Genomic DNA, 23,042 nt, shown 5'->3' with positions numbered 1-23,042 from the left:
GATGCTCGCTCTATATCCGGAAAAGCACGAAGCCGCCTGGCGGCGGCTTCGGCAGACGGACCCTGGCGCTCTTAGAAGCGGTAGGTCAGCTGGGCACCCAGGCCGTGGGCGCTGTTGTCGTATTTGGCGCTGTAGCCTGCCTTGGTCGAGGTAGCGGGGCGATTGATCGACACATCGTCTTCCCAGAGATAGGCATAGGCCACATCGATGGTCATGTCCTTGGTCGGCGACCAGCCTGCGCCCACCGAGAAGGTCTTGCGATCGCCCACCGGGATGCGCACGTTGCGGTTGCCGTTGTCCGCCGGGGAGGGGTCGATGGCCATGCCGGCACGCAGCACCCACTGGGGATTCAGCTGATAGGCCGCGCCGATGGCGTAGGACCAGGTGTCCTTCCAGTTGAGCTCTTCCGTCACGGTTGCCAAGGGCGAGCCCAGCACCGGCAGGGTGGGGGTGCCCTCGTTCTCCACGTCGATCGACTTCAGGCGACTCCAGCGGGTCCAGGTGGCGCCGGCGTACATCGTCCAGTCGTTGTTCAGCCGATAGGTGAAGGAGGCATCGCTGCTCTCTGGCAGGGTGATGTTGAGGCTGGCGTCATACTTGCCATTGAGGCGGCTGACCAGGGCGTTGGTGATGGGGCTGGCCTGGCTGTTGGCGCCAGTCACCTCGGTGTTGCCCTTGAGCTTGTAGGTGACCTTGGAGTGGTAGGTCAGGCCGAAGGTCAGGTCATCGGTCAGGTCCGCCAGCAGGCCGACGTTGAAGCCATAGGCGGTGTCGTCGCCATCGATCTTGACCTGGCCATCCTGGGTGCTGCCGAAGTTGACGTTGCTGTTGAGCTTGCCTTCGATGCGGTTGATGGTCGGGCCAAAGCCGACGGACACCTTGTCGGTGATCTTGTAGCTGACGGTCGGCTGGATGGTGATGACTTCCACCTTGCTCGCCTGACCCTGGTAGCGACCCTGGAAGGCGTGCTCGTAGTTGCTGATCAGCGCATAGGGGACGTAGACACCCAGGCCGAAGTGCAGGCGGTCATCCACCGGCGTCACGAAATAGCCGAAGGGCACCACCGAGTTGGGCACCATGTCGCCGTCGTTGCTGCCCTGCACGGCCTGGCCGTTGGCGTAGCGACCACTGGCGTCCTTGATGTCGATCTTGGCGTGGATATAGGCGCCACCCAGGGACACCTCACGGCCCAGGCGGGACATGCCAGCCGGGTTGCCATAGATGGTGGAAGCGTCCTGCGCGGAGGAAGAGCGTCCGGCGAAGGAGGTACCCATCCCGCTGACACTCTGTTCGTTGATAGCCAGACCGTTCGCCAGGGCATAGCCGGAAGCGCTCGAAACGGCCAATGCAAGTAGGGTCAGTTTTATTGTTTTCATGCTCTTGCAGCTCCATTGAAAGGCGAGAAGCGCTTACCTCCGCGGATTCCCAAGTCCGAGTGAGTACCTGCGCACACTCAGCTTTTAGCAGGCCCTGCTTGCGAATACAAAAAAAACTATTCGGTCACGTTTGGTTCGGGGCGGTCATCAGGCGTTCATCCGACGAACCCGCCTGGAAAGCCGCTGAATGCCACGTTTCCCGGTGTGTGACAGGGGCGTCAAGCGGCACCGAAGAACCGGCCCGGGTGGCTTATACTGTCGGCTCATCTGTTCGGAGTGCGCCCTTGACTTCTGCCCCTCACTGGATCCGCGACGATGCGGCACTGGCTGCCCTCTGCGAGCGCTGCCAGACCCTGCCCTTCATCGCCCTCGACACCGAATTCATGCGGGTCGACACCTTCTATCCCAAGGCCGGTCTGATCCAGATCGGCGACGGCGAAAAGGCCTACCTGGTCGATCCCCTGTGCATCGGTGACTGGACGCCTTTCGCCGCGCTGCTGGAGGACCCGGCGGTGGTCAAGGTGCTGCACGCCTGCAGCGAAGACCTGGAAGTGTTGTTGCGCCTGACCGGCAGCCTGCCGCAGCCGCTGTACGACACCCAGCTGGCGGCGGCCTATCTGGGGCTGGCCCATTCCATGGGTTATTCGCGGCTGGTCGCCGAAGTGCTCAAGATCGACATCCCCAAGGACGAGACCCGCTCCGACTGGCTGCAACGGCCGCTGACGCCGTTGCAGGAGCGCTACGCGGCAGCCGACGTGACCTATCTGGTCGACGTCTACCACTACCTGAACGCGCGTCTGGATGATCAGCGGCGCACCTGGCTACTGGAAGATGGCGCTGAACTGGTCGCCAATCTGCGGCGCATCAGCGATCCCTGGGAAGCCTACCGCGACGTCAAGCTGGCCTGGCGCCTGTCGCGCCAGCAGTTGGCGGTGCTGCGGGTGCTCTGCCACTGGCGCGAGGTCAGTGCCCGCGAGCGCGATCAGCCGCGCAACCATGTCCTGCGCGAACGCTCGCTGTGGCCGCTGGCGCGTTTCCAGCCGACCGACAAGCAGGCCCTGGCGCGCATCGACGACATGCACCCGCGCACCGTGCGCCAGGACGGCGATACCCTGCTGGCGCTGATCGCCGAAGGTGCGGCCACCCCGGCTGACCAATGGCCAGAGCTGCAGGCCGAGCCCTTGCCTCACGAGGCGTCGTCGCTGCTCAAGACCTTGCGTGCTATTGGCGAACGCGATGCCGAGGCCCTGGGCATGGCGCCGGAACTGATGTTGCGCAAGAAGGTGCTCGAAGCCCTACTACTCACCGGTTGGCCCGATGGCGACTACCAACTGCCGGCGAACCTGCGCGGTTGGCGCCGCGAACGCTTCGGCCAGGCCCTTCTCGATCACCTGCAGGCGCAGCGCACTCCGCCGGCGCCCCTGGAAGACACCCCATGAAACTGCTCTGCTCCATCTACCGAAGCCCGCGCAAGCCGGAAATGTACCTCTATGTCGACAAGCTCAAGGGCCTGACTCTGGTCCCTGAAGGCTTGCTTGCGGCTTTCGGGCCTCCGGCACTGGCCTTCGAGTTCGTGCTCACCCCGCAGCGCACGCTGGCCCGGGAAGACGTCGCCAAGGTCCTCGAGAACATCGCCAAGCAGGGCTATCACCTGCAGATGCCACCCCCGGAGCTGGAGCGCGACGACTACATCGAGCACCTGCCCGAAGAACTGCTGCGTCTCAACGATCCGCTATGACCGCCGTCCTGCTGCTGGAAGACGCGGCGGCCGGCTATGTCGAGGCCTGGCGCCAATTGGCGCCGGCGCTGGAACTGCAGGTGCCGACGGACCCGGTCGAGGCCGTGCGTCTTGCCCAGCGGCCATGCTACTGGCTCGGCCAGCCGGATCGTGCCGCAGCCCTGCTGCGCGAGGGCGTCAAGCCGCTCTGGCTGCAATCCACCTGGGCCGGCTATGCGCCGTTGCTGGCGGCGGACCTGCCAGACGATTATCGCTTCAGCAGAGCAGTAGGGCTGTTCGGCCAGAGCATCGGCGAATACGTCCTGACCTATCTGTTGCAGCATGAGCGCCAGGTGGCCGCGCGTCAGCTCAGCCAACGCGAGGGGCACTGGGACACCCGGGCGCCGGGCACCCTGGCCGGGCGGCGTCTGCTGCTGGTCGGGGCAGGGGACATCGGTCAGGACATCGCCCGGTTGCTCGCGCCGTTCGGCATGATCCTCACCGGCGTCGCCCGCAGTGCACGAACCTTGCCTGGCTTTGCCCGGGTGGTGCCGCTCGCGGAACTGCACCAGGTGGCGCGGGATGCGGGCTTCGTGGTCAATCTGTTGCCGGACAGCGGCAGCACCCGGGATCTCTACGATGCGGATTTCTTCGCCGCCTTGCCTGCAGGTGCCTTGTTCATCAATGCCGGACGCGGCACCAGCGTGGTGGACGCCGAGCTGATCGCCGCGTTGGAGAGCGGGCAGCTGGCCGGGGCGGTGCTCGACGTGTTCCGTCAGGAGCCGTTGCCGGCCGAGCACCCTTTCTGGCGGACGCCCAACCTGCACCTCACCGCCCATGTCGCCGGGCCCACGCCGCCGGCGGCGGCGGTCCGGTTGTTTCTCGACAATCTCCAGCGCCTGCAACAGGGGCAGCCCCTGCGTGGCGCCGTCGAGTTGGCCGCTCAGTCGAAGGTATAGGGGCCGGCCACCGCCAGCTCTTCGACGGTCAGGCGCGGACTGGGCAACTCGCGCCCCTGCAGGGACTCCGGCAGGCTGGCCTTGTCGCCCAGCTTGCCGATGGCGACCGCCAGCTCGACCTTGAACGCCGCCGGCACCTTGAGTTCGCGCTGGATGCCTTCGCGGTCGATCCCGGCCATGCCGTGGGCGTGCCAGCCCGCATTGGTCGCCTGCAGTGCCAGGTAGGCCCAGGCCGCACCGGCATCGAAGCTGTGGCTGGGGAAGGGGACTTCCTCGCCACTGCTGGCGCGCAGCAGGGTGGTCTTCGACAGGATGATCACCAGCGCCGAGGCGTGCTGCGCCCAGCCGCGGTTGAATTCACTGATCAGCGACAGGAACAGCTCCCAATGGGCGTCGTCGCGACGTGCATAGAGGAAGCGCCAGGGCTGGGCATTGAAGGCTGACGGCGCCCAGCGCGCGGCCTCGATGAAACCGAGCAGGGTCTCTTCCTCGATGGCGACCGGGTCGAAGGCGCGGGGCGACCAGCGCTGGACGAACTGGGGATCGACGGGATACTGGGGCGTACGGCTGCTGCTGGTCATGGCTTCACCACGGGAGGAAAGGGGAGTCCGGCACGGTAATCCGGTCGGGCGGCGTCGACAAGGGCGCGAACGGTGCTTGGCGCTCGCGGCGTGCGGCACTAGACTGCGCGCCCCCTTTCCTTGCCACGATCTCTGCCATGGCCGCCATCACCCAGCCGTTCTGGAAGCGCAAGACCCTCGATCAGCTCGATGCCCAGGAATGGGAGTCACTGTGCGACGGCTGTGGCCTGTGCTGCCTGCAGAAGCTCGAAGACGAGGACGACGGCGCCGTCTATTACACGCGCATCGCCTGCAAGCTGCTGGATCTCAAGACCTGTCAGTGCAGTCGCTACGCCGAGCGCACCCGCTTCGTCCCCGACTGCATCCAGCTCACCCCGGCCCAGGCCGACCAGTTCGCCTGGCTGCCGCCTACTTGCGGCTATCGCCTGGTGGCCGAGGGCAAGGATCTGCCGGAGTGGCACCCGCTGATCTGTGACGACCGCGAGGCGGTGCACAAGGCCGGCATTTCCCAGTCCGGCCGCATGCTCAGCGAAACCCAGGTCGCCGAAGACGACTGGGAAGACTATCTGATCTTTCGCGCGGGCTGATCCCGGCTTCAGACCGCCGCGGGGCTGGTCCGCAGCTGCGCCGTCAGGCCTGTTGCGCGATGGCAGCGTACCTCCGCCAACTCACCTGGCAGCAGTGCCTGAGGTCGCTCGCAACCGGTGCCCGCCTGCGGACAGCGATCCCGAAAGAAACAGCCAGCCGGCAGCACCCGGTTGCCCGGTAGCTCGGTGCGCTGTGCCGCGGCATTGCCTGTGAGCGGCTGATCCAGCCGCGGCACCGCCTCCAGCAATAGTCGGGTATAGGGGTGGCTGGGCTGCTCCAGCACCTCTGCCGCCGCCCCCAGCTCGACGATCTGCCCCAGGTACATCACCGCCACCCGGTCGGCCAGGTGGCGCACCACCGAGACGTTGTGGGAGATCAGTACGAAGGTCAGGCCGCGATCGCGTTGCAGCTGGGCCAGCAGGTTGAGGATCTGCGCCTGCACCGAGATGTCCAGGGCCGAGGTGGGCTCGTCGAGAATGATGACGTCCGGATCCGACGACAGCGCCCGGGCGATGGCAATGCGCTGGCGCTGGCCGCCGGAGAACTGGTGCGGGTAGCGATCCAGGTATTCGGGACGGATACCGACCTGCGCCGCCAGGCGCTCGGCCAGGGCGCGCAATTCGACAGAGGAGCTGCGACCCCGCACCACCAGCGGCTCGGTGATCAGCTTCCACACCGGCAGGCGCGGATCCAGCGAGGACTGCGGGTCCTGGAAGACGATCTGGATGTTGCGCTCGCCACGGGCCGAGCCTTGAAGGGAGCCGCTCACCGGCTCCACCAGCCCCATCAGGACCTGGGCCAGGGTGCTCTTGCCGCAGCCGGATTCGCCGAGCACGCCCAGGGTCTCGCCGGAAAATAGTCGCAGGTCGATGCCGTTGAGGGCATGGGCCTGGCCCTTGGTGCGGCCGAGCCAGTCGCGGCCCACCGGATAACGTACCTCGATGCCGCTGAGCTCCAGCAGTGGTACGGCGGGCGGGGAAAAGTTGTTCATGCCGGGGCGTCCTCCGCCTGCAGCCAGCAGGCGCTCAGGTGATCGGGGGTGTCCGTCGGCAGCAGTGCGGGGCGCGTCTCGCAGCGCTCATGGCGCCGACTGCAACGGTCCTTGAAGCTGCAGCCGCCAGGTAGCTGGGCCAGGTTGGGCACCTGTCCGGGGATGCTGGCCAGGTCGCTGCCGGGCACCGCCTTTTCCGGCAGGCAGGCCAGCAGGCCCTGGGTATAGGGATGCCGGGGTGCCTGCATGACCGCCGCGGTAGCTCCCTGTTCGACAATGCCGCCGGCGTACATCACATAGACGCGATCGCAGAATTGCGCGACCAGGGCCATGTCATGGGTGATCAGCAGGATGGCGGTGCCCCGGGCCCGTGCCTTTTCGCGCAGCAGGAGCAGCACCTGGCGCTGCACCGTGACGTCCAGCGCGGTGGTCGGCTCATCGGCGATCAATAGCTGCGGATCGCAGGAGAAGGCCAGGGCGATCATGATGCGCTGGCGCATGCCGCCGGACAGCTCGAAGGGATAGCGTTCGAGGATCTGCTCGGGATCGGCGATGTGCATGTCCTTGAGCAACTCGATCGCCTTGGCGCGGGCCTGAGCGGCATCCAGCGCGGTATGGCGGCGAATCACGTCCAGCAACTGGCGGCCGATGCGCCGCGTCGGATTGAGCGCGGTCATCGGCTCCTGGAAGATCATCGCCGCCTCGCGGCCGCGGACCTCCATCAGCTGGCGCTCGCTCAAGGCGAGCATGTCGTGGCCTACCAGGTTGACGCTGCCGCCGGTGACCCGGTAGCTGCCGGGGGGCAACAGGCCGAGGGTGAGCATGGCGGTGACCGATTTGCCCGAGCCTGATTCGCCCACCACGCCGACGATCTCGCCGGGGGCCACACTCAGGCTGACGCCGTTGAGCGCCTTGGCGCTGCTGCGAAAGCCGGGGAATTCCAGATTCAGCTGGTCGATGTGCAGAACGGACTGGCCCATGTCATTTGCCCTTTTGGCGAGGATCGAGCAGATCGCGGATGCCATCGCCCAGCAGGTTGAAACCGATGGCGGTGACCAGGATCGCCAGGCCCGGGAAGGTCGAATACCACCACTGGTCGAGGATGAAATTGCGGCCGCTGGCGACCATCACGCCCCATTCCGCGGTGGGCGGCTGGGCGCCCAGGCCAATGAAGCCCAGCGCCGAGGCCATGAGAATGGCGTTGCCGATGTCCAGGCTGAATTGCACCAGCAGCGGCGGCATGGCGTTGCGCGCCACGTGCCAGTGCACCAGGTGCCATTTGCCGGCGCCGAAGGTGCGTGCTGCCTGGACGTAGGCCAGTTGGCGGATGCTCAGGGTTTGGCCGCGGGCCAGGCGCACATAGAAGGGGATGCGCACCAGGGTGATGGCCAGCATGGCGTTGAACAGACTCGGCCCGAGGGCGGCGGCCAGGGCCATGATCAGCACCAGCGAAGGCACCGAGAGGATGATGTCCATCAGGCGCATCATCAGCCGGTCGAAGGCGCCGCCGACGATGCCCGACAGGCAGCCGAGCAGGCCGCCGCTGGCGCAGGCGGCAAAGGCCACGAACAGGCCGACGCCCACCGATTGGCGGCTGCCGTAGATCACCCGGCTGAGCAGGTCGCGACCCACCTCGTCGGTGCCGAACCAGTGCAGGGCGCTGGGTGCCTGCAGGCGGGCGGTGAGTTTCAGCGCGTTGGGCTGATAGGGGGCCAGCCAGGGCGCGGCGACCATGCACAGCAGCACCAGCAGGGTGATCACCAGCCCCGTGAGCATTAGCGGATTGCGGCAGATCCGCCAGGCCAGCCAGGCGGTCTGCTCGCGCCAGCGGGGGCGCGCAGCGGTCAGGGTCGTCATGCTAGTTCACCTTGCCGATGCGGGGATCGACCAGCCGGTAGAGCAGGTCGATGAAGCGGTTGAGCAGGACGTAGATGAAGGACACCACGATGGCGAAGCCCATGACCGCCGGGAAATCCAGCGCCTGGATCGACTTGACCACATAGGCGCCCATGCCCGGCCAGGCGAACACGGTCTCGGTGAGCACCGCCCCATAGAGCAGGTCGCCCAGGGCCAGGCCGATTACCGTGATGGAGGGAATCAGCGCGTTGGGCAGCGCGTGGCGCAGCACCACGGTGGTCTGCGACAGGCCATAGGCGCGGGCGGTGCGGATATAGTCCTCGCCCAGCTGTTCGAGCATGGCGCCGCGGATCTGCCGGGTGATGACGCCGAGATTGACGAAGGCTAGGGTCACCGCCGGCAGCAACAGGTGTCTGACCGCACTGGCGAAGCCGGTGAGATCGCCCGCCAGCAGGGTATCGATCAGATAGAAGCCGGTCACCGTCGGCGGTGGCGTCAGCCCCTGGTCCAGCCGCCCGCCGCCCGGCAGCCAGCCGAGATGCCCGTAGAACAGCACGATCAGCCCCAGGCCCAGCCAGAAGGCCGGGGTGGAGATGCCGGCCACCGCCAGGGTACGGCTGATATGATCGATCCAGCGGTTGTTGTAGACCGCCGAGAGCACGCCCAGGGGTACGCCAATGAGGATCGACAGCAGCAGCGCCGCCAGGGCCAGCTCCAGGGTGGCCGGAAAGAACAGCTGGAGGTCTTCCAACACCGGGCGATGGGTGCGGATCGACTGGCCCAGATCGCCCTGCAGCAGGTCCCCCATGTAGCGGAAGTATTGCTGGTAGAGCGGCAGGTCCAGACCCAGCTGCTGACGGATGCCGGCGACGATTTCATCGCTGGCACGCTCGCCGGCGATCAGCCGCGCCGGATCGCCCGGGATCAGGTGGGAGATGACGAAGGTGATCAGGGATACCCCGATCACCACGATGAGGATATCGGTCAGCTGCTTGCGCAGCAGATGGAAGAAGGCCATGGCATACCTCGCGAGGCGGGTGCCGGAGCGCGCCGGCACCCGTCGCCCTTACTTGGACATCGCAGCGAAATTGAAGACCTGCTCGAGCATGGGGTTGAACACGTACCCCTTGACCGCGGCGCGCATCGGCACCGTGTAGGCCTTCTGGTAGAGGTAGGCGTAGGCGGCGTCGCCCACCACGATCTTCTGGGCCTCCTGGTACAGCGCCTTGCGCTGAGCCACGTCACTGACGCTGGCGGCGTCGCGCAGCAGCTGATCCACCTTGGGATTGCTGTAGAAGGCGCGGTTGCCCGCCAGTCCCGCATTGGTGCTGTCGAACCAGAAGTTCATGAACATGTAGGGGTCGGCGAAGTCCGGACTCCAGTTGCCGATGGCGACGTCGAAGTCGCCCTTGCCCAGGCGTTCGCGGAAGGTGGCGTTGGCCAGCTTCTCCATCTTCAGGTTGACGCCAAGGGTGCCCAGGCCCGCCTGCAGGGTAAGGCCGATGGGCTCCCAGGCCGGATCCTTGTCCGAGTAGAGGAATTGCAGCTCCCGCACCTTGGGCGCCTTGCCCAGGGCGGCCTGGGCGGCTTCCAGGTCCTGCCTGGGCATTGGCAGGCTTGGATCATGACCCCACATGCCGTCCGGGATCGGGCCGTTCATGAGCTTGGCCTTGCCCATGGCGATGCCTTCGACGATGCCCTGGTAGTCGAGGGAGTCGACCACGGCCTTGCGCGCGTTGACGTCGTTCAGGGGTGCGCGCCTGTTGTTGAGGTAGAGGTAGGTCACCCGCAGCGAGGGGTAGGCGGTGGTGACGAAGCCGGACTTCTGCGCCAGCGCCTTGACCTGGTCTTCGGGCAGGTCCTCGATGATGTCCAGATCGCCCTGTTCCAGTTGCAGGCGCCGTACCGAAGGCTCGGCGATGATGCGGATCACCACCTGTTTGAGCGTGGGCGCCTTGCCGGCGTAGTGCGGGTTGGGCTCCAGGGTCAGCGACTGGCCCTTCTGCCAGGCGGCCAGGCGATAGGCGCCGGAGCCGGCGGTATGGCCGGCCAGCCAGGCGTCCACGTCCTTGCCGTGGGTGCTGGCCACCTTGGGGTTGATCACGCTGGCGCCGTCGTGGGCCAGGGCGAAGAGGAAGGGCGCGAAGGGCTTCTGCAGGGTGAATCTGATCGTCTGCGGATCCACCACGGTCACCGCCATGTCCGCCGGGAAGATGCTGGACGGGCCCTGCTTGAGCTTCATCAGGCGCTCGACCGAGAACTTGACCGCCTCGGCGGTGACCTCGCTGCCATCGTCGAATTTGTTGCCGGGCTTCAGGGTGAAGGTCCACACCAGGTTGTCGGGGGAGACGGTCCAGCCGCTGGCCAGGTCGCCCTCGACGTCGGTGCTGCCCTTGCCGTCTTCCACCTTGTAGCGCATCAGGCGCTGGTAGGCCGGATAGGTCACGGTCCAGTCGTTGTTGTCGAAGGTCACGCCCGGATCGACGGTCTGCAGATCTGCAGGCTTACCGATGACCAGGGTGTCGGTCGCGGTGGCGGCGCTGGCCGGTTGCCAGGCGCCGAGGCCCAGCAGGGAAACCAGGGCGAGCACGCGGGACGCCGATGAAACGTGGGTGCGCGAAGACGAGAACATGCCGGTACCTCGGATTGTTTGGGTTTATGGGTGTTTCGGCAGTGGGCAAGGCGGTCGAGCGAAGGGCTCGCGGCGCCGGATTCGAATGACCCGGTCGCCGGCAGGATCAGTTCAGCAGGGCGGCGAGCTCCTCCTGGCTGAGATGGTGGTAGTCGATCAGCGCATAGCGGCGGGCATCGGGCAATTCGAAGTGCCACCACTCGCTGGGGATGAAGGTGAAGCCGGCGCTCTGCATGATGCCCAGCAGCAGCAGGCGGTTACGCTGGGCGGCGGCGGGCAGCGCCGGATTGAACAGGTGCGACAGCTCGCGCATGTCGTCGAAGCCGGTCCCCATGTCCAGCGGCTCGCCGGCCTCGTCGAGCAGGGTCACGTCCACGGCCACGCCGCGGCTGTGGTGCGAACCCTGCGCCGGATCGCTCACGTACTGGGCATCGGGCAGCACCCGCCACAGCAGTTGCTGGGCATAGGGCGGGCGGTAGGCATCCAGCACCTGCAGACGCAGACCGGCCTGTTGCGCCAGCGCGCTGGCGCGGTGCAGGCGGGCGGCGGCATCCCGGTGCAGCAGGCAGTGGGCGTCTTGGTAGAGCACCTTGCCAGCCAGGTTGTCGGCGGTCGCATAGACCAGGTGAATGTCCACGCCGTAGTGGTGGGCGTCGATCTCGACGAGTTCTGGATGATTCACGGTACGGGGTGCTTCCTTGGGGTGAAGAAGAGGACCAGGGCTCATTCGAATTGCCCGAAGCGCTGCTGCAGGGCGCGGTTGCTGGCCAGGCGCTGTTCCAGGGCATCGCCCGAGCGATCCGCCACCGCTGACACCAGCAGGTTCAGCAGGCAGGCCAGCGGCGCCAGGGAGTCCCAGAACTGGTCGACTTCCAGGCGCAGTTGCAGCAGGTCGGCGGGATAGTCCCGCGCCCAGGGGCAGTGGTAGTCGGTGATCAGCGCCATGGGCAGCCTGGCATCGCGAGCGCTCTCGCAGAGCTTGCGGGTCACGCTGGAATAGGCGCGAAAGTCGGCCACCACCAGGTAGGGCTGGGCGAAGCCGCTGTTGAAGATGTCGGCGTAGGTGCCCGACAGACCGTCGACGTAGAAGGCCTTGGGGCGGATGTATTCCAGCAGGCTGTGAAAGCTACCCAGGACGCCGCGGGTGGTCTGGATACCGGCGATGAACACGGCGTCCGCACCGGTCAGCTGCCGGACCACCTGCTCGAACACCGGACCGCGGGCCAGCTGGTAGACGTCCTCGATGGCGGCGAGCTCGGCGGCCAGAGAGCGGTCCAGGGCGTCGCTGCGTCCGCTCTGCTGGCGAAAGGCACTGAAGCGGTCGGTGATGCGCCAGCCTTCCAGGCCTTCGTCTCTCAGGCTCTGCTTGACGTCGTCGAGGTTGCGATAGCCCAGTGAGCGCAGCAGCCGACCCACGGAAATGCCGGTGGTGTTGGTGCGTTGGGCGATGCTGTCGGCGGTCTCGAAGGGCAGCTTCTCCGGATTGGCCAACAGGTAGCCTGCAACGCGTTTGCCGGTGGGCGTAAGGTCGGCGAAGGCGCCTTCAAGGGCTTGGAAGAAGAGTGGCTTGGTCACACCGGATGGCCTGCGATGTTATCGAGCTGTCATTAACTGCTCCATTGTTCGAAAGCTAACATTGATTTTCCAGGCGTCGCAAGCGGCTGCACGCCGGTTGTCACCGCGGTGTCGCAAAGCGGGGTTTGGGGTCGTTACGAGATAAGCCGGTACAGGCTGAATGGCTTGGGAGGAGAGTGGCGGCGTCCCGAGCGAGACGCCGCGGTACAGCCGAAGATCAGCCCAGCGGCGACTCCATGTGCGAGGTGCGCTCGACGGCGCCATAGCGATCACCGACCGCATGGGCGCGTTCCAGCAGCACCTTCAGCTCGGCCAGGTCCTGGGCGATGCGGGTGCCAGGGTCGCGGCGCAGCAGGCGGGCGAACAGGTGGCCGAGGCGGCCGGCCGGCGGTTCGTAGGCCATGACGGCCGTCACCTCGGTGCCACCGGGCACATCTTCGAAGCTGACCCAGCCCAGGTTGTTCAGACCGGCATAGCCACAGGAGCGCCAGCCAATCAGGCGGCCCGGCACGTCGTCGGTGACTTCGGCATCCCATTCGAAACGGCCCATGGGCGCCTTGACCACCCAGTGGGAATAGCGGTCGTTGAGCACGTCCACGCGTTCGATGTGGCGCATGAAGATCGGCAGGTTGGAGAAGTCGCGCCAGAAGCGATAGAGCTCATCGCGGGGACGGGCGATGACGATCCGGCGGGTCTGGGAGGCTGCCGAATGCCAGGCCAGCGAACGGCGGACGTCGCGCTCGAAACGCACCTTGGTCAGGGTGCGCTTGATCGAGCAATGGCCGCGCAGGCCGCGATTCAGCAGCCAGGCGCCGGTGGCGCCGGTCAGCAGGCCGAGCAGACCGCCACGCGCCAGGCCGCGGCTGAGCAGCAAGCCACCGCCGGCCACGGAGGCCAGGCGTTCCACGCCCTGGATGGCAGCGGCGTTGCGAGGCGGGGGAGCGAGAGGGGGAGTGGGGGCATCTAGGTGCATGGCAGATTCTCCTTTAGCTGTGGAAAAGACCTGCCCAGAGCCCCCGCCGTTCCCTAGCCGGTCAGGCCCAGTACCCGGAAGACGAAGGCGTATTCCAGGGCCACGTCGCGCAACGCCTGGTAACGCCCGCTCATGCCGCCGTGTCCGGCGCCGAATTCGGTTTTGAGCAGGAGCAGGGGCGCCTGATCGGTCCGCCGCTCGCGCAGCCGCGCCACCCACTTGGCGGCTTCCCAATACTGCACCCGGGTGTCGTGATAGCCCGCCACCGCCAGGATGGCCGGATAGGCCTGGGCCTTGACGTTTTCGTAGGGCGCGTAGCTGGCGATGCGCGCCCTCACCTCGGGCTCGTTCGGATCGCCCCACTCGTCGTACTCGGTCACGGTCAAAGGCAGGTCCGGTTTGAGCATGGTGTTGAGCACGTCGACGAAGGGCACCTCGGCAATGGCCGCGGCATAGAGCTCGGGCCGCTGGTTGAGCACGGCGCCGATCAGCAGACCGCCGGCACTGCCGCCGCTGATGACCACCTGTTGCGGCGTCGTCAGGCCCTGTTCCAGCAGATGCTCGGTGCAGGCGATGAAGTCATCGAAGGTGTTCTGCTTGTGTTCCAGCTTGCCGCTGCGATACCAGGCTTCCCCTAGTTCGCCGCCGCCGCGCACATGGGCGATGGCGAAGCGCACGCCACGATTCAGCAGGCTCAGGCGCGCATGGGAGAACCAGGGGTCCAGGCTGTGGCCGTAGGCACCATAGCCATAGAGGTAGAGTGGGGCGCTCTGCGGCAGATCGCGCCGACCGACCAGGCTGATGGGAATGCGCGTGCCGTCCGCGGCGGTGGCCCACAGGCGGCGGCTCTCGTAGGCGTCGGCGTCGAAGGGGCCTTCCACCGGCACCTGCTTGAGCACTCGCTGGGTACCGCTTACCAGGTCCAGTTCGCGGATCTCGGCGGGGCGATTGAGCGCCTCGTAGCGCAGGCGCATGACGGGACTGTCGAATTCCAGTACGTCCATGGCATCGAGGCTGTAGACCTCGTCCGGCAGGTCGACCCGGTAGGAGGCCTGACCATAGGGGCGAACCTCCAAGATCGGCAACCCGGCGGTGCGCAGGCTCAAGACCAGCGCCTGGGCGCCGAGGCTGGCGTCCTCCAGCATCACCGCGGGATCGTGAGGTACCAGCAGCTGCCAGTGCGAGCGCGTGGGACTTTCCTCGGCGGCCTGGTAGAGCGCGAAGTTGATGCCGTCCTGGTTGCTGCGGATGTACCAGCCATCGACGCCATGATCGGGGAAATACTCATGACCTTCTTCGCGGGGCGCCAGGCAGACGAAGGCCTCGTCCGGCCGATCCGCGTCCAGCGCCCAGGCTTCGCTGGTGGTCTTGCTGTGGGACAGCAGCAGCAGCTTGCGTTCGGAGCTCGAACGATAGCAGCCGAGAAAGAAGCGCCCATCGGTCTCGTGGAAGACCAGTTGCGGCTCGGCATCACCCAGGTGGTAGCGATAGAGCTTGTGCGGACGATGGGATTCGTCGCGCTCGCCAAAGAACAGGGTGCGGCTGTCATTGGCCCAGGTCAGGCTGCCGTCGCACTCCTCGAAGGGCAGTTCGGTCACTATGCCGGTGGCCAGTTCCTTCACATAGAGCCGGTAGGTCTCGTCACCGACCTGGTCGAGGCTGTAGGCGAGCCGGGTCTGGTCCGGGCTGATGGTGAAGCGGCCGACGGAGAGAAAGCCGCCGTCGGCGATGGCGTTGCCGTCGAACAGCAATTCGTCGGTCGCCGGATCGGGCGTGAGATCGCCGTCGGCTGGTCGGCGGCAGCGATAGTTGCGGCCGTATTCGTCACCAGCCTGGGTACGCTGATAGTAGAGGTAGTCGCCGCGGGGGACGGGCAGCGACAGGTCCGTCTCGCGGATGCGTGCACGGATTTCCTCGAACAGCTGCTCGCGCAGGGCAGCCTCGGGTGCCAGCTGGGCTTCCAGGTAGGCATTCTCGGCTTCCAGGTGCGCCAGTACCTCGGGAGCGTCACGGCTTTCCAGCCAGACGTAGGGATCGTCGCCAGGGGCGCGGCGGGTGGTGGGGGCTTGGGTCATGCGGGCTCCTTGGGCGCCGCGCAAAGACACGCGGGCGGGGCAAAACCGCTATCATAGGCTTCTCCTTTCCGCTATCGCCATGGATCGCAATGACCGAGCAAGAGTACCTGATCGCCTGGGCCGTCTACGCCGTCGCCGCGCTGCTGCTGTTGGTGGTGTCTTTCAAGGCCACCGGTTGGCTCTGGCGCTGGTTGCGCGAACCTATCCGCCTGGTGGTGGCCGTGCTGCTGGTGACCCCGGCTCTGGTGGATGCCGAGCATGGCCTCTATGCGCCGGCGATCGCCGTGACGGTGCTGGACCTGGTGTTCAAGGTCGGCAACAGTGCCTGGTCGGCCGTGGCCAATCTGGCGGCGGCTGGCACCATCGGCGTGGTGCTCTACCTGATCTTCGTCCTTTGTCGCTGGCTGTACCGCCGCTCCCATCCGCGTCCTGCGCCGGTCGCCGCGGAAAGCCCTGCGGATGATCCACAGCCGGAATCGCCGACGGCACTGCGCAGCCCGGCAGCACCTGCGGAGCGCCGTGAGCCCCGTGGCCGTAGCGAGCGCGTCGAACCCCGTCTGTAATCCAGGCTTGCGCCTGGGCCGTGACCCCTTCAGCATGACCGCGAAGGGCAGCGGCTGCAGCCGCCGTTGAACCAGGCAGCCACCCCGGAGGGACGGACATGTGCGAATTGCTGGGCATGAGTGCCAACGTGCCCACGGATCTGGTCTTCAGTCTCCAGGGCCTCATGCAGCGCGGCGGTCGCACCGGTCCGCATCGAGACGGCTGGGGCGTGGCCTTCTACGAGGGTAGGGGCCTGCACCTGTTCAAGGATGCCTTGCCGGGCGCCGATTCCGAGGTGGCCAAGCTGGTCCAGGGCTATCCGATCAAGAGCCACACGGTGATCGGCCATATCCGCCATGCCAATGTCGGGGCGGTCAATCTGGCCAATACCCATCCCTTCGTGCGCGAGCTGGGCGGGCGCTATTGGAGTTTTGCCCACAATGGCCAGCTGCAGGATTTTCATCCCGAGCCGCGTTTCTACCGACCGGTAGGCACTACCGACAGCGAGACGGCCTTTTGCAGTCTGCTGGATCAGGTTCGCGAGCGCTTTCCCGAACCCGTCCCGGTGGAGATGCTGCTGCCGCAGCTGGTGAACGCCTGCGATGGTTTTCGCAAGAAGGGCGTCTTCAACTGCCTGCTCAGCGATGGCGACTGGCTGTTCAGCTTCTGCACCACCAAGCTGGCCCATATCACCCGCCGTGCCCCCTTCGGTCCGGCCCAGTTGCGTGATGCGGAAGTACGCATCGACTTCAAGGCCGAGACCACGCCCAATGATGTCGTCACCATCATCGCCACCGAGCCGCTGACCTGCGACGAGGTCTGGACCCTGCATCAGCCGGGGGAATGGCATCTCTGGTGGGATGGCGAGATCGTCACCCAGGGTCGCGTCTAGACAGGAACCTACCTCACGATGCTGCGCAGCTATATTCGTCTGCTGTTGTTTACCCTGGCCTTGCTGGTAGGGGTGCAGATCCCCGGTTTCATGCTCGACTACGAGCAGCGCGTGGATGCCCATCGCCTGGAGTCCGATCAGGCCCTGAGCGGCTTCAGGCGGACCGCGCAGCAATATTTCGAGGGCAGCCTCGACGGCCTGTTGGCGCATTACCGGGCCAGCGAGGATCCGGTCTTTCGCAGCGACGCCGACAGCCTTGGCGTACTGATGCGCCGTAACGCGCTGTTCAACGAAGAATGGCAGGCCTTGCAAGGCCCCTGGTACCAGCGGGCCTGGCACATCCTAGTACGGCCCAACGGCGAGCTGCGTGACGAGACCCTGCGGCAATATCGCTATCAGGTGGTCCTTACCCCCGAAGCCATCGGCTGGGGAATAGGGCTGGGATTGGCGCTGGCGGTGACAGTGGAAACTCTCGCGCTCTGGCTTTCCATCCTGCTCTATCCACGGCGTCCAGCCCGGCGTCTTTCCTAGTCCGCAAAAAAATTCACGTTTTCAGGCGTTTAGCTGAAAAAAGGGCTTGACGCTAAAGTCTCGCGCTGTAGAATGCGCACCCACAGCAGGCACGTAGCTCAGTTGGTTAGAGCACCACCTTGACATGGTGGGGGTCGTTGGTTCGAATCCAATCGTGCCTACCAAACAAAACCCGCACTGCTGGCGGGTAAGAAGAAGGGCGATCCGAAAGGGTCGCCCTTTTTTCGTTTGGGGATGCGATGGGAAGGCGTTCAGCTGTCAGGGCTGCTGATCCGTCCCGGCGTCCTGATACTCAACGACCTGTTCGCCTTGGCCTTCTTGGTGATAGCGAAACCCTGTCGGATCGACATGCCCCCCCCTGGCGTCTGGTGTGTTCCTCTGGGAAGGGGCCTGAGCCGAGAGCCTGGTGCTCGATTCGCATGGAAGAAGGAGCAGTGACCGGCGACTATGCCATTCCGCCGTTGCCAAGGGCTCGATCGCGGCTGCCAGGCTCTGGCGAAGGTGAAGCGCTAGGCGTTTTGTTGTCTTGCTGTCATCGGCCAGGTGAGCGCAACAAACGCCATCCCGCCCCCCACCAGCACCAGCGCTGCACTCAAACTCCAATGCTGGGCCACGAAACCGATCGCTGCCGGACCGATGAGAATGCCGGCGTAGCCGATGGTGGTAATCGCGGCAATGGCGTGGCTTGGAGGCATCCGGGTCTGCCGTCCTGCGGCACTGAAGAGCACCGGGACGATGTTGGAGGCCCCGAGGCCAACGAGCAGAAAGCCGGCGAAGGCAAAGGGCTGGCTGGGTGCCAGCACCGCCATCAGAAAGCCTGCCGCGGCGAGTAGGCCGCCGGCTACGACCACTTTCAGGCCGCCCAGCGTCTTCACGATCCAGTCGCCGGTCAGGCGGCCAAGGGTCATCGCCAACGCGAATACCGTGTAACCGAAGCCGGCCTGTGCCGGGGCGACGTCATGGGCATCGATCAGGAACAAGGCGCTCCAGTCCAGGATCGCGCCTTCACTGAGAAAAATCAGAAAACACAGCAAGCCGATGAAGGCGACGATCCCGCGCGGCAACGTGAACAGCGGAGTTTGCCCGGCGTCATGATTGCCGTAGGGCAGCAGACCCTTGATTGAGGCCGCGAGTAGAAGGATCAACAACGCGCTGAACACCAGGGTCGCAACCAGCGGTTGGATTCCAGCCCCCAGCAGAACGCTCATGCCGCCGGCGCCGACGATCCCGCCGACACTGAACAGGCCGTGGAAGCCGGACATCATGTTGCGACCGCTGTCCTTCTCGACCATCACGGCCTGGATGTTGATCGCGACGTCCAGGGCGCCAACGCTGGCCCCGAACAGGGCCAGGGCTATGGCCATGCCGAAAATCGAATCGGCGACGGCAAGCAGCGGCAGCACCAGCGCCAGTGCCACCGAGCTGGTCGCGATCACTGCACGGCATCCGAAGCGGCTGGCGAGGATGCCGACGATGGGCATCGCGACAATGGATCCCAGGCCCAGGCAAAGCAGAAGAAGGCCAAGCGTCGAATCATCGGCGCCGATCCTCGCCTTGGCGACGGGCACCAGTGGTGCCCAGGCGGCCATAGCCGAACCTGCAATCAGAAAGCCGGCGCGGGTCGCCCATTGCTCGATCGCTCCCGAGCGTTGTTGGGTGGCGAGTTGCACGTGTTGCATGGGAGTGCTCCGAAATAAGGCGACGGTAAAGGGTTATCACACCTCATATCAGTGTTAGCCGAACGGGCATGATTAAGCAAGACCGCGTATAATCGTGCATTTCCTGGCTGATGTTCGCGGAAGGAAATGGCTAGGCCTGAACCGGGCGACTTGGCAGCTGGGGCGTGTCAGCAGGGCCTGGCAGTGCTGCCATTGGGAAGGAAAGGGGGAAAGGCGTATGCGAGGCTGAGAAAGCGAAGCCTTTACCCGGTGACAGGCTTAGGTGCCCGCCACAGGCCTACTGGCTCTTCTAAGCGACAGCTTGCGTCCGCTGAATGGGTACGTTTAGGGTGGGAGCGCTGAATGCGGTGGATCTGTCTTGCCGACGCTTCTTGCAGAAGGGGTATTGGCTTGAATCCTATCTTGCCTGACAAAACCCGCACGGCTGGTGGGTAAGAAGGGCGATCCAGTTTTCGTTTACCTGCTCGGTAGCCTTTGGTCAGCCAGGCGTGCTGGGTTCGAACAGGGCGATCTCGCGATCGCCCTGTTGTCCGCCCCAAGCCATCAGCTGCTCGGGGTAACGGTCTCGGTGAAGGAGCCCGCCGGCTGCAGCCCGTGTTTGTTCGCCGTGAAGTCCAGGGCCGTCGAGGCGTAGCGCACGCCATCCTGAGCCTGCTTGAGCGTCAGGTTGGCTTCATAGAACTTGTCGCTGGCCAGTTGCTTAACCGCCTGATCGACGTCCGTCATGGTCTGCTTGAGTGGTGCCAGGGCGATGGCGGTGTCGATATCGACGTTGGCCAGACGCAGGGTTTCCGCGGCGCCCTTGGCGTCGCCGTGTTTGAGCTTGTTGTTGGCGTCCGCCACTGCTTTCACTTTTTGCGGGCTGGCCATATAACTGTCCTGCACCACAGTGTCACCCCAAATCGGTAGCCAGGAGGTTACGGTCGTGCTGGTGTCGGCCTTGCCCTGATTATCCTTGACCTGCAACTCACTCGCGGCTTTTTCCAGTGCCGTATTATCCGACTGTGCAAGTTTGAGTGCCTGTTGCGCATCCTTGACATGGCTTACCGCTTTCTTCGTTTGCCCTTGAAAGAGTTCCAGGCGTGCGGTGGATATATCGGTGAAGGCTCTTTGGCCTTGAGTGGACAGCGCCTGGAAATTGCCCAGTTCGCTGGGCGAGGGGGCTTGGGTGGCGGCGAAGGCCGCAGACGAGCAGGCGGCTACGACGGCGACGACCAGCAGGCTCTTTGCCAGTTTATTCTTGACGTTCATGTGCTGCCTCCAGCGGATATGCAATTGAAGTTGGGTTATCGCTCAGGTAACAGAACCTTGTTCTGTAGTGCCTGGAATCGATGCTCCGCCGGATCCCTTAACACTGGATTAATAGGAGCCGAGCTTTTCTTGAATAGTCGCTGAACGGTCTTGCACTGTTAAATGCGGGTAATCTTGTCGGGCGTTAACCAAGGACGCCTTTGGTTGAATCTCGTGTGAATATGTTTCGCCTGGAAGAACTTTTGGACGTCTGAGGTTTATACGGATCCCTCAGGCGGGTAGGGGTGTGACCGCTTGCCTCGGTCGTGGCGATCCAGGTTTTCACGTAGACTGGCGGACGATTTTTCCTGGGGCTCCACTGCCTCGCCAGGCGCGAGTATGGGCCCGCTACAACGAGGAGTGAATGATGACGCAGGGTGGTGAAGGCCGGCAGATCGGCAAGGGTGGTTGCCTGGGGTTGATCCTGCTGTCGATCCTGTTCGCGGTCGTGGTCTTCGGCTCCATCATCTACGTCTATCGCCACAATGCGACGCCGGTCAGCCGCGCCAACGAGCAGCAGGCCATCGACCAGTGCCTGGCGCGGGCCAACGCCGCGGACGCCTCGCCGGCCGATCGCCAGGCGCTGATGGAAAACTGCCAGGAAATGCAGAAACAGTTCCTCAAGAAGTACCCCGATGCGGCGCGCTAGGTAGATGACAGTCCCTTGCGAGGTTGCGCTAGGTCTCAGTTTCTGAAAGGATTTCCGTCCCAAACTTTCCAGTGATCCTTTCGCGTCGCCCGGAATGCCTTGCGGCCCTGCCACTGTGCGGCGGGATTTCCAGCGGTGCGGCTGCTTACTGGCCAATCCCACCATGTGGCCCTTGGTATGGGTCACCACTGAGTTGAGGAGGCGCCATGCCTGTCATTACTCTCCCCGACGGTAGCCAACGTCCATTCGACAAGCCCGTCACCGTAGCCGAAGTCGCCCAGTCCATTGGTGCCGGTCTTGCTAAGGCGACCATTGCCGGTCGCGTCGACGGCCAGCTGCGCGATGCCAGCGATCTCATCGAGCAGGATGCCAACCTGCAGATCATCACCGCCAAGGACGGGGACGGTCTGGAGATCATCCGCCACTCCTGCGCTCACCTGGTGGGTCATGCGGTCAAGCAGCTGTTCCCGACCGCCAAGATGGTCATTGGCCCGGTGATCGACGAAGGCTTCTACTACGACATCTCCTTCGAGCGTCCCTTTACCCTGGATGACCTCTCGGCCATCGAGACGCGGATGCGCGAGCTGATCGACAAGGACTACGACGTCATCAAGAAGATGACGCCGCGCGCCGAAGTCATCGAGGTGTTCAAGGCCCGGGGTGAGGAGTACAAGTTGCGCCTGATCGACGACATGCCCGAGGAGCAGGCCATGGGCCTGTACTACCACGAGGAATACGTCGACATGTGCCGGGGCCCGCACGTGCCCAACACCCGCTTCCTCAAGGCGTTCAAGCTGACCAAGCTGTCCGGCGCCTACTGGCGTGGCGACGCCAAGAACGAGCAGCTGCAGCGTATCTATGGCACCGCCTGGGCGGACAAGAAGCAGCTGGCGGCCTACATCCAGCGCATCGAGGAAGCCGAGAAGCGCGACCATCGCCGCATCGGCAAGCAGCTCGATCTCTTCCACCTGCAGGAAGAAGCGCCCGGCATGGTGTTCTGGCACGCCAATGGCTGGACCGTCTACCAGGTGCTCGAGCAGTACATGCGTAAGGTCCAGCGCGACCACGGCTACCAGGAGATCAAGACGCCCCAGGTGGTCGATCGCATCCTCTGGGAGCGCTCGGGTCACTGGTCCAACTACGCCGAGAACATGTTCACCACGGCGTCGGAAAACCGTGACTTCGCGGTCAAGCCAATGAACTGCCCCTGCCACGTGCAGGTGTTCAACCAGGGTCTGAAGTCCTACCGCGACCTGCCGCTGCGCCTGGCCGAGTTCGGTGCCTGCCACCGCAACGAGCCGTCCGGCGCCCTGCACGGCATCATGCGCGTACGCGGCTTCACCCAGGACGACGCCCACATCTTCTGTACCGAAGAGCAGGTAGAGAAGGAAGCGGCCGACTTCATCAAGCTGACTCTGCAGGTCTATGCCGACTTCGGCTTCACCGACGTGATCATGAAGCTCTCCACCCGACCGGCCAAGCGCGTCGGTTCCGAAGAGCTGTGGGATCGCGCCGAGAAGGCGCTGGCCGATGCCCTGGACGCCTCGGGTCTGGAGTGGGAATACCAGCCGGGCGAGGGCGCCTTCTACGGGCCCAAGATCGAATTCACCCTCAAGGACTGCCTGGGGCGTAACTGGCAGTGTGGTACCCTGCAGTACGATCCCAACCTGCCGGAGCGCCTCGACGCCAGCTACATCTCCGAGGACAACAGTCGTCAGCGCCCGGTGATGCTGCACCGTGCCATCCTCGGTTCCTTCGAGCGCTTCATCGGCATGCTCATCGAGCACTATGCCGGTCTGTTCCCGGCCTGGCTCGCTCCGACCCAGGCGGTGGTACTCAATATCACCGACAAACAGGCCGATTTCGCCCAGCAGGTCGTCGGCGAATTGAACGCTGAGGGCTTCCGGGCCAAAGCCGACTTGAGAAACGAGAAGATCGGCTTTAAAATCCGCGAGCATACTTTGCTCAAGGTTCCCTATCTCCTGGTTATTGGAGACCGGGAGGTTGAGACACGATCCGTTGCCGTGCGTACCCGTGAAGGCGTAGATCTGGGCTCCATGCCCGTCGAGCGTTTCCGCGAGCTGCTCACGCAAGCGGTTTCCCGGCGTGGCCGGCAAGATTCGGAGTAATCACT

At 64.8% G+C, this 23,042-nt stretch carries 22 protein-coding genes and 1 tRNA gene; 10 read left to right on the top strand and 13 right to left on the bottom strand.

The window, feature by feature from the left end; genetic code table 11:
• Window positions 1–71: 71 nt before the first annotated feature.
• A complete protein-coding gene (locus tag NRG74_RS10020; protein ID WP_064306621.1) occupies window positions 72–1,376 on the bottom strand; it encodes an OmpP1/FadL family transporter in 1,305 nt (434 codons plus the stop codon).
• A 284-nt stretch (window positions 1,377–1,660) separates the two neighbouring features.
• Between NRG74_RS10020 and rnd the strand changes: the two genes are divergently transcribed.
• The 3 genes from rnd to NRG74_RS10005 are packed head-to-tail and all read left to right on the top strand — an operon-like array spanning window position 1,661 to window position 4,052.
• Window positions 1,661–2,815, top strand: coding sequence for a ribonuclease D (gene rnd, locus NRG74_RS10015; protein WP_068385373.1), 1,155 nt, complete (start codon window positions 1,661–1,663; stop codon window positions 2,813–2,815).
• Window positions 2,812–3,114: a YcgL domain-containing protein gene (locus NRG74_RS10010; protein ID WP_017638854.1), complete on the top strand. Its 303-nt coding sequence runs from the start codon at window positions 2,812–2,814 to the stop codon at window positions 3,112–3,114. Before rnd ends, NRG74_RS10010 begins: the two co-directional genes overlap by 4 nt.
• A complete protein-coding gene (locus NRG74_RS10005) occupies window positions 3,111–4,052 on the top strand; it encodes a D-2-hydroxyacid dehydrogenase (protein ID WP_257706417.1) in 942 nt (313 codons plus the stop codon). The genes NRG74_RS10010 and NRG74_RS10005 overlap by 4 nt, the downstream gene beginning before the upstream one ends.
• On the opposite strand, the gene NRG74_RS10000 is transcribed toward NRG74_RS10005, so the two are convergent.
• Complete coding sequence (locus NRG74_RS10000; protein ID WP_017638852.1) at window positions 4,037–4,633, bottom strand: nitroreductase family protein; 597 nt, start codon at window positions 4,631–4,633, stop codon at window positions 4,037–4,039. The two genes, NRG74_RS10005 and NRG74_RS10000, sit on opposite strands and share 16 nt — an antisense overlap.
• 137 nt (window positions 4,634–4,770) lie before the next feature.
• Between NRG74_RS10000 and NRG74_RS09995 the strand changes: the two genes are divergently transcribed.
• Window positions 4,771–5,220 (top strand): YcgN family cysteine cluster protein, encoded by a 450-nt coding sequence (locus NRG74_RS09995; RefSeq protein WP_058762427.1) that lies wholly within the window; start codon window positions 4,771–4,773, stop codon window positions 5,218–5,220.
• Between the two features lie 8 nt (window positions 5,221–5,228).
• On the opposite strand, the gene NRG74_RS09990 is transcribed toward NRG74_RS09995, so the two are convergent.
• The 9 genes from NRG74_RS09990 to NRG74_RS09950 all read right to left on the bottom strand — a co-directional run bounded on the left by NRG74_RS09990 (window position 5,229) and on the right by NRG74_RS09950 (window position 15,324).
• Window positions 5,229–6,212, bottom strand: coding sequence for an oligopeptide/dipeptide ABC transporter ATP-binding protein (locus tag NRG74_RS09990; RefSeq protein ID WP_257706416.1), 984 nt, complete (start codon window positions 6,210–6,212; stop codon window positions 5,229–5,231).
• A complete protein-coding gene (locus tag NRG74_RS09985) occupies window positions 6,209–7,192 on the bottom strand; it encodes an ABC transporter ATP-binding protein (protein WP_017638850.1) in 984 nt (327 codons plus the stop codon). The genes NRG74_RS09990 and NRG74_RS09985 overlap by 4 nt, the downstream gene beginning before the upstream one ends.
• A 1-nt stretch (window position 7,193) precedes the next feature.
• Window positions 7,194–8,069: a D,D-dipeptide ABC transporter permease gene (ddpC, locus tag NRG74_RS09980; protein ID WP_257706415.1), complete on the bottom strand. Its 876-nt coding sequence runs from the start codon at window positions 8,067–8,069 to the stop codon at window positions 7,194–7,196.
• Window position 8,070: 1 nt separating this feature from the next.
• A complete protein-coding gene (locus NRG74_RS09975; RefSeq protein ID WP_257706414.1) occupies window positions 8,071–9,087 on the bottom strand; it encodes an ABC transporter permease in 1,017 nt (338 codons plus the stop codon).
• Window positions 9,088–9,135: 48 nt separating this feature from the next.
• A complete protein-coding gene (locus NRG74_RS09970; protein ID WP_257706413.1) occupies window positions 9,136–10,701 on the bottom strand; it encodes an ABC transporter substrate-binding protein in 1,566 nt (521 codons plus the stop codon).
• 106 nt (window positions 10,702–10,807) lie between these two features.
• On the bottom strand, window positions 10,808–11,383 hold the full coding sequence (gene ddpX, locus NRG74_RS09965) for a D-alanyl-D-alanine dipeptidase (protein ID WP_257706412.1): 576 nt from the start codon (window positions 11,381–11,383) through the stop codon (window positions 10,808–10,810).
• 41 nt (window positions 11,384–11,424) lie between these two features.
• Complete coding sequence (locus NRG74_RS09960; RefSeq protein ID WP_257706411.1) at window positions 11,425–12,276, bottom strand: MurR/RpiR family transcriptional regulator; 852 nt, start codon at window positions 12,274–12,276, stop codon at window positions 11,425–11,427.
• A gap of 217 nt (window positions 12,277–12,493) precedes the next feature.
• Window positions 12,494–13,249 carry an SRPBCC family protein gene (locus NRG74_RS09955; protein WP_257706410.1) on the bottom strand — a complete coding sequence of 252 codons (756 nt, stop codon included), beginning with the start codon at window positions 13,247–13,249 and terminating at the stop codon, window positions 12,494–12,496.
• Window positions 13,250–13,302: 53 nt separating this feature from the next.
• Entirely contained in the window at window positions 13,303–15,324 is a 2,022-nt protein-coding gene (locus NRG74_RS09950) for a S9 family peptidase (protein WP_257706409.1), read from the bottom strand.
• 89 nt (window positions 15,325–15,413) lie between these two features.
• Between NRG74_RS09950 and NRG74_RS09945 the strand changes: the two genes are divergently transcribed.
• The 4 genes from NRG74_RS09945 to NRG74_RS09930 all read left to right on the top strand — a co-directional run bounded on the left by NRG74_RS09945 (window position 15,414) and on the right by NRG74_RS09930 (window position 17,454).
• A complete protein-coding gene (locus tag NRG74_RS09945) occupies window positions 15,414–15,887 on the top strand; it encodes a hypothetical protein (RefSeq protein ID WP_064306611.1) in 474 nt (157 codons plus the stop codon).
• Window positions 15,888–15,985: 98 nt separating this feature from the next.
• Window positions 15,986–16,759 (top strand): class II glutamine amidotransferase, encoded by a 774-nt coding sequence (locus tag NRG74_RS09940; RefSeq protein ID WP_160922889.1) that lies wholly within the window; start codon window positions 15,986–15,988, stop codon window positions 16,757–16,759.
• An 18-nt stretch (window positions 16,760–16,777) separates the two neighbouring features.
• Complete coding sequence (locus NRG74_RS09935; RefSeq protein ID WP_064306609.1) at window positions 16,778–17,290, top strand: DUF2937 family protein; 513 nt, start codon at window positions 16,778–16,780, stop codon at window positions 17,288–17,290.
• A gap of 87 nt (window positions 17,291–17,377) precedes the next feature.
• Window positions 17,378–17,454 (top strand) — tRNA-Val (locus tag NRG74_RS09930).
• Between the two features lie 345 nt (window positions 17,455–17,799).
• Here NRG74_RS09930 and NRG74_RS09925 read toward each other — a convergent pair.
• Both NRG74_RS09925 and NRG74_RS09920 read right to left on the bottom strand, forming a co-directional pair.
• Complete coding sequence (locus NRG74_RS09925; protein ID WP_257706408.1) at window positions 17,800–18,969, bottom strand: MFS transporter; 1,170 nt, start codon at window positions 18,967–18,969, stop codon at window positions 17,800–17,802.
• A gap of 543 nt (window positions 18,970–19,512) precedes the next feature.
• A complete protein-coding gene (locus NRG74_RS09920) occupies window positions 19,513–20,220 on the bottom strand; it encodes a YfdX family protein (RefSeq protein ID WP_257706407.1) in 708 nt (235 codons plus the stop codon).
• A 403-nt stretch (window positions 20,221–20,623) separates the two neighbouring features.
• Between NRG74_RS09920 and NRG74_RS09915 the strand changes: the two genes are divergently transcribed.
• Window positions 20,624–20,908, top strand: a complete 285-nt coding sequence (locus NRG74_RS09915; RefSeq protein WP_257706406.1) for a hypothetical protein — start codon at window positions 20,624–20,626, stop codon at window positions 20,906–20,908.
• Window positions 20,909–21,114: 206 nt separating this feature from the next.
• Window positions 21,115–23,037 (top strand): threonine--tRNA ligase, encoded by a 1,923-nt coding sequence (gene thrS, locus NRG74_RS09910; protein WP_257706405.1) that lies wholly within the window; start codon window positions 21,115–21,117, stop codon window positions 23,035–23,037.
• Window positions 23,038–23,042: the final 5 nt, after the last annotated feature.

The sequence above is a fragment of the Pseudomonas oryzihabitans genome, from assembly GCF_024652905.1.
Lineage (GTDB): Bacteria > Pseudomonadota > Gammaproteobacteria > Pseudomonadales > Pseudomonadaceae > Chryseomonas > Chryseomonas benzopyrenica.
This window is presented reverse-complemented; position numbering and strand designations above follow the sequence as displayed.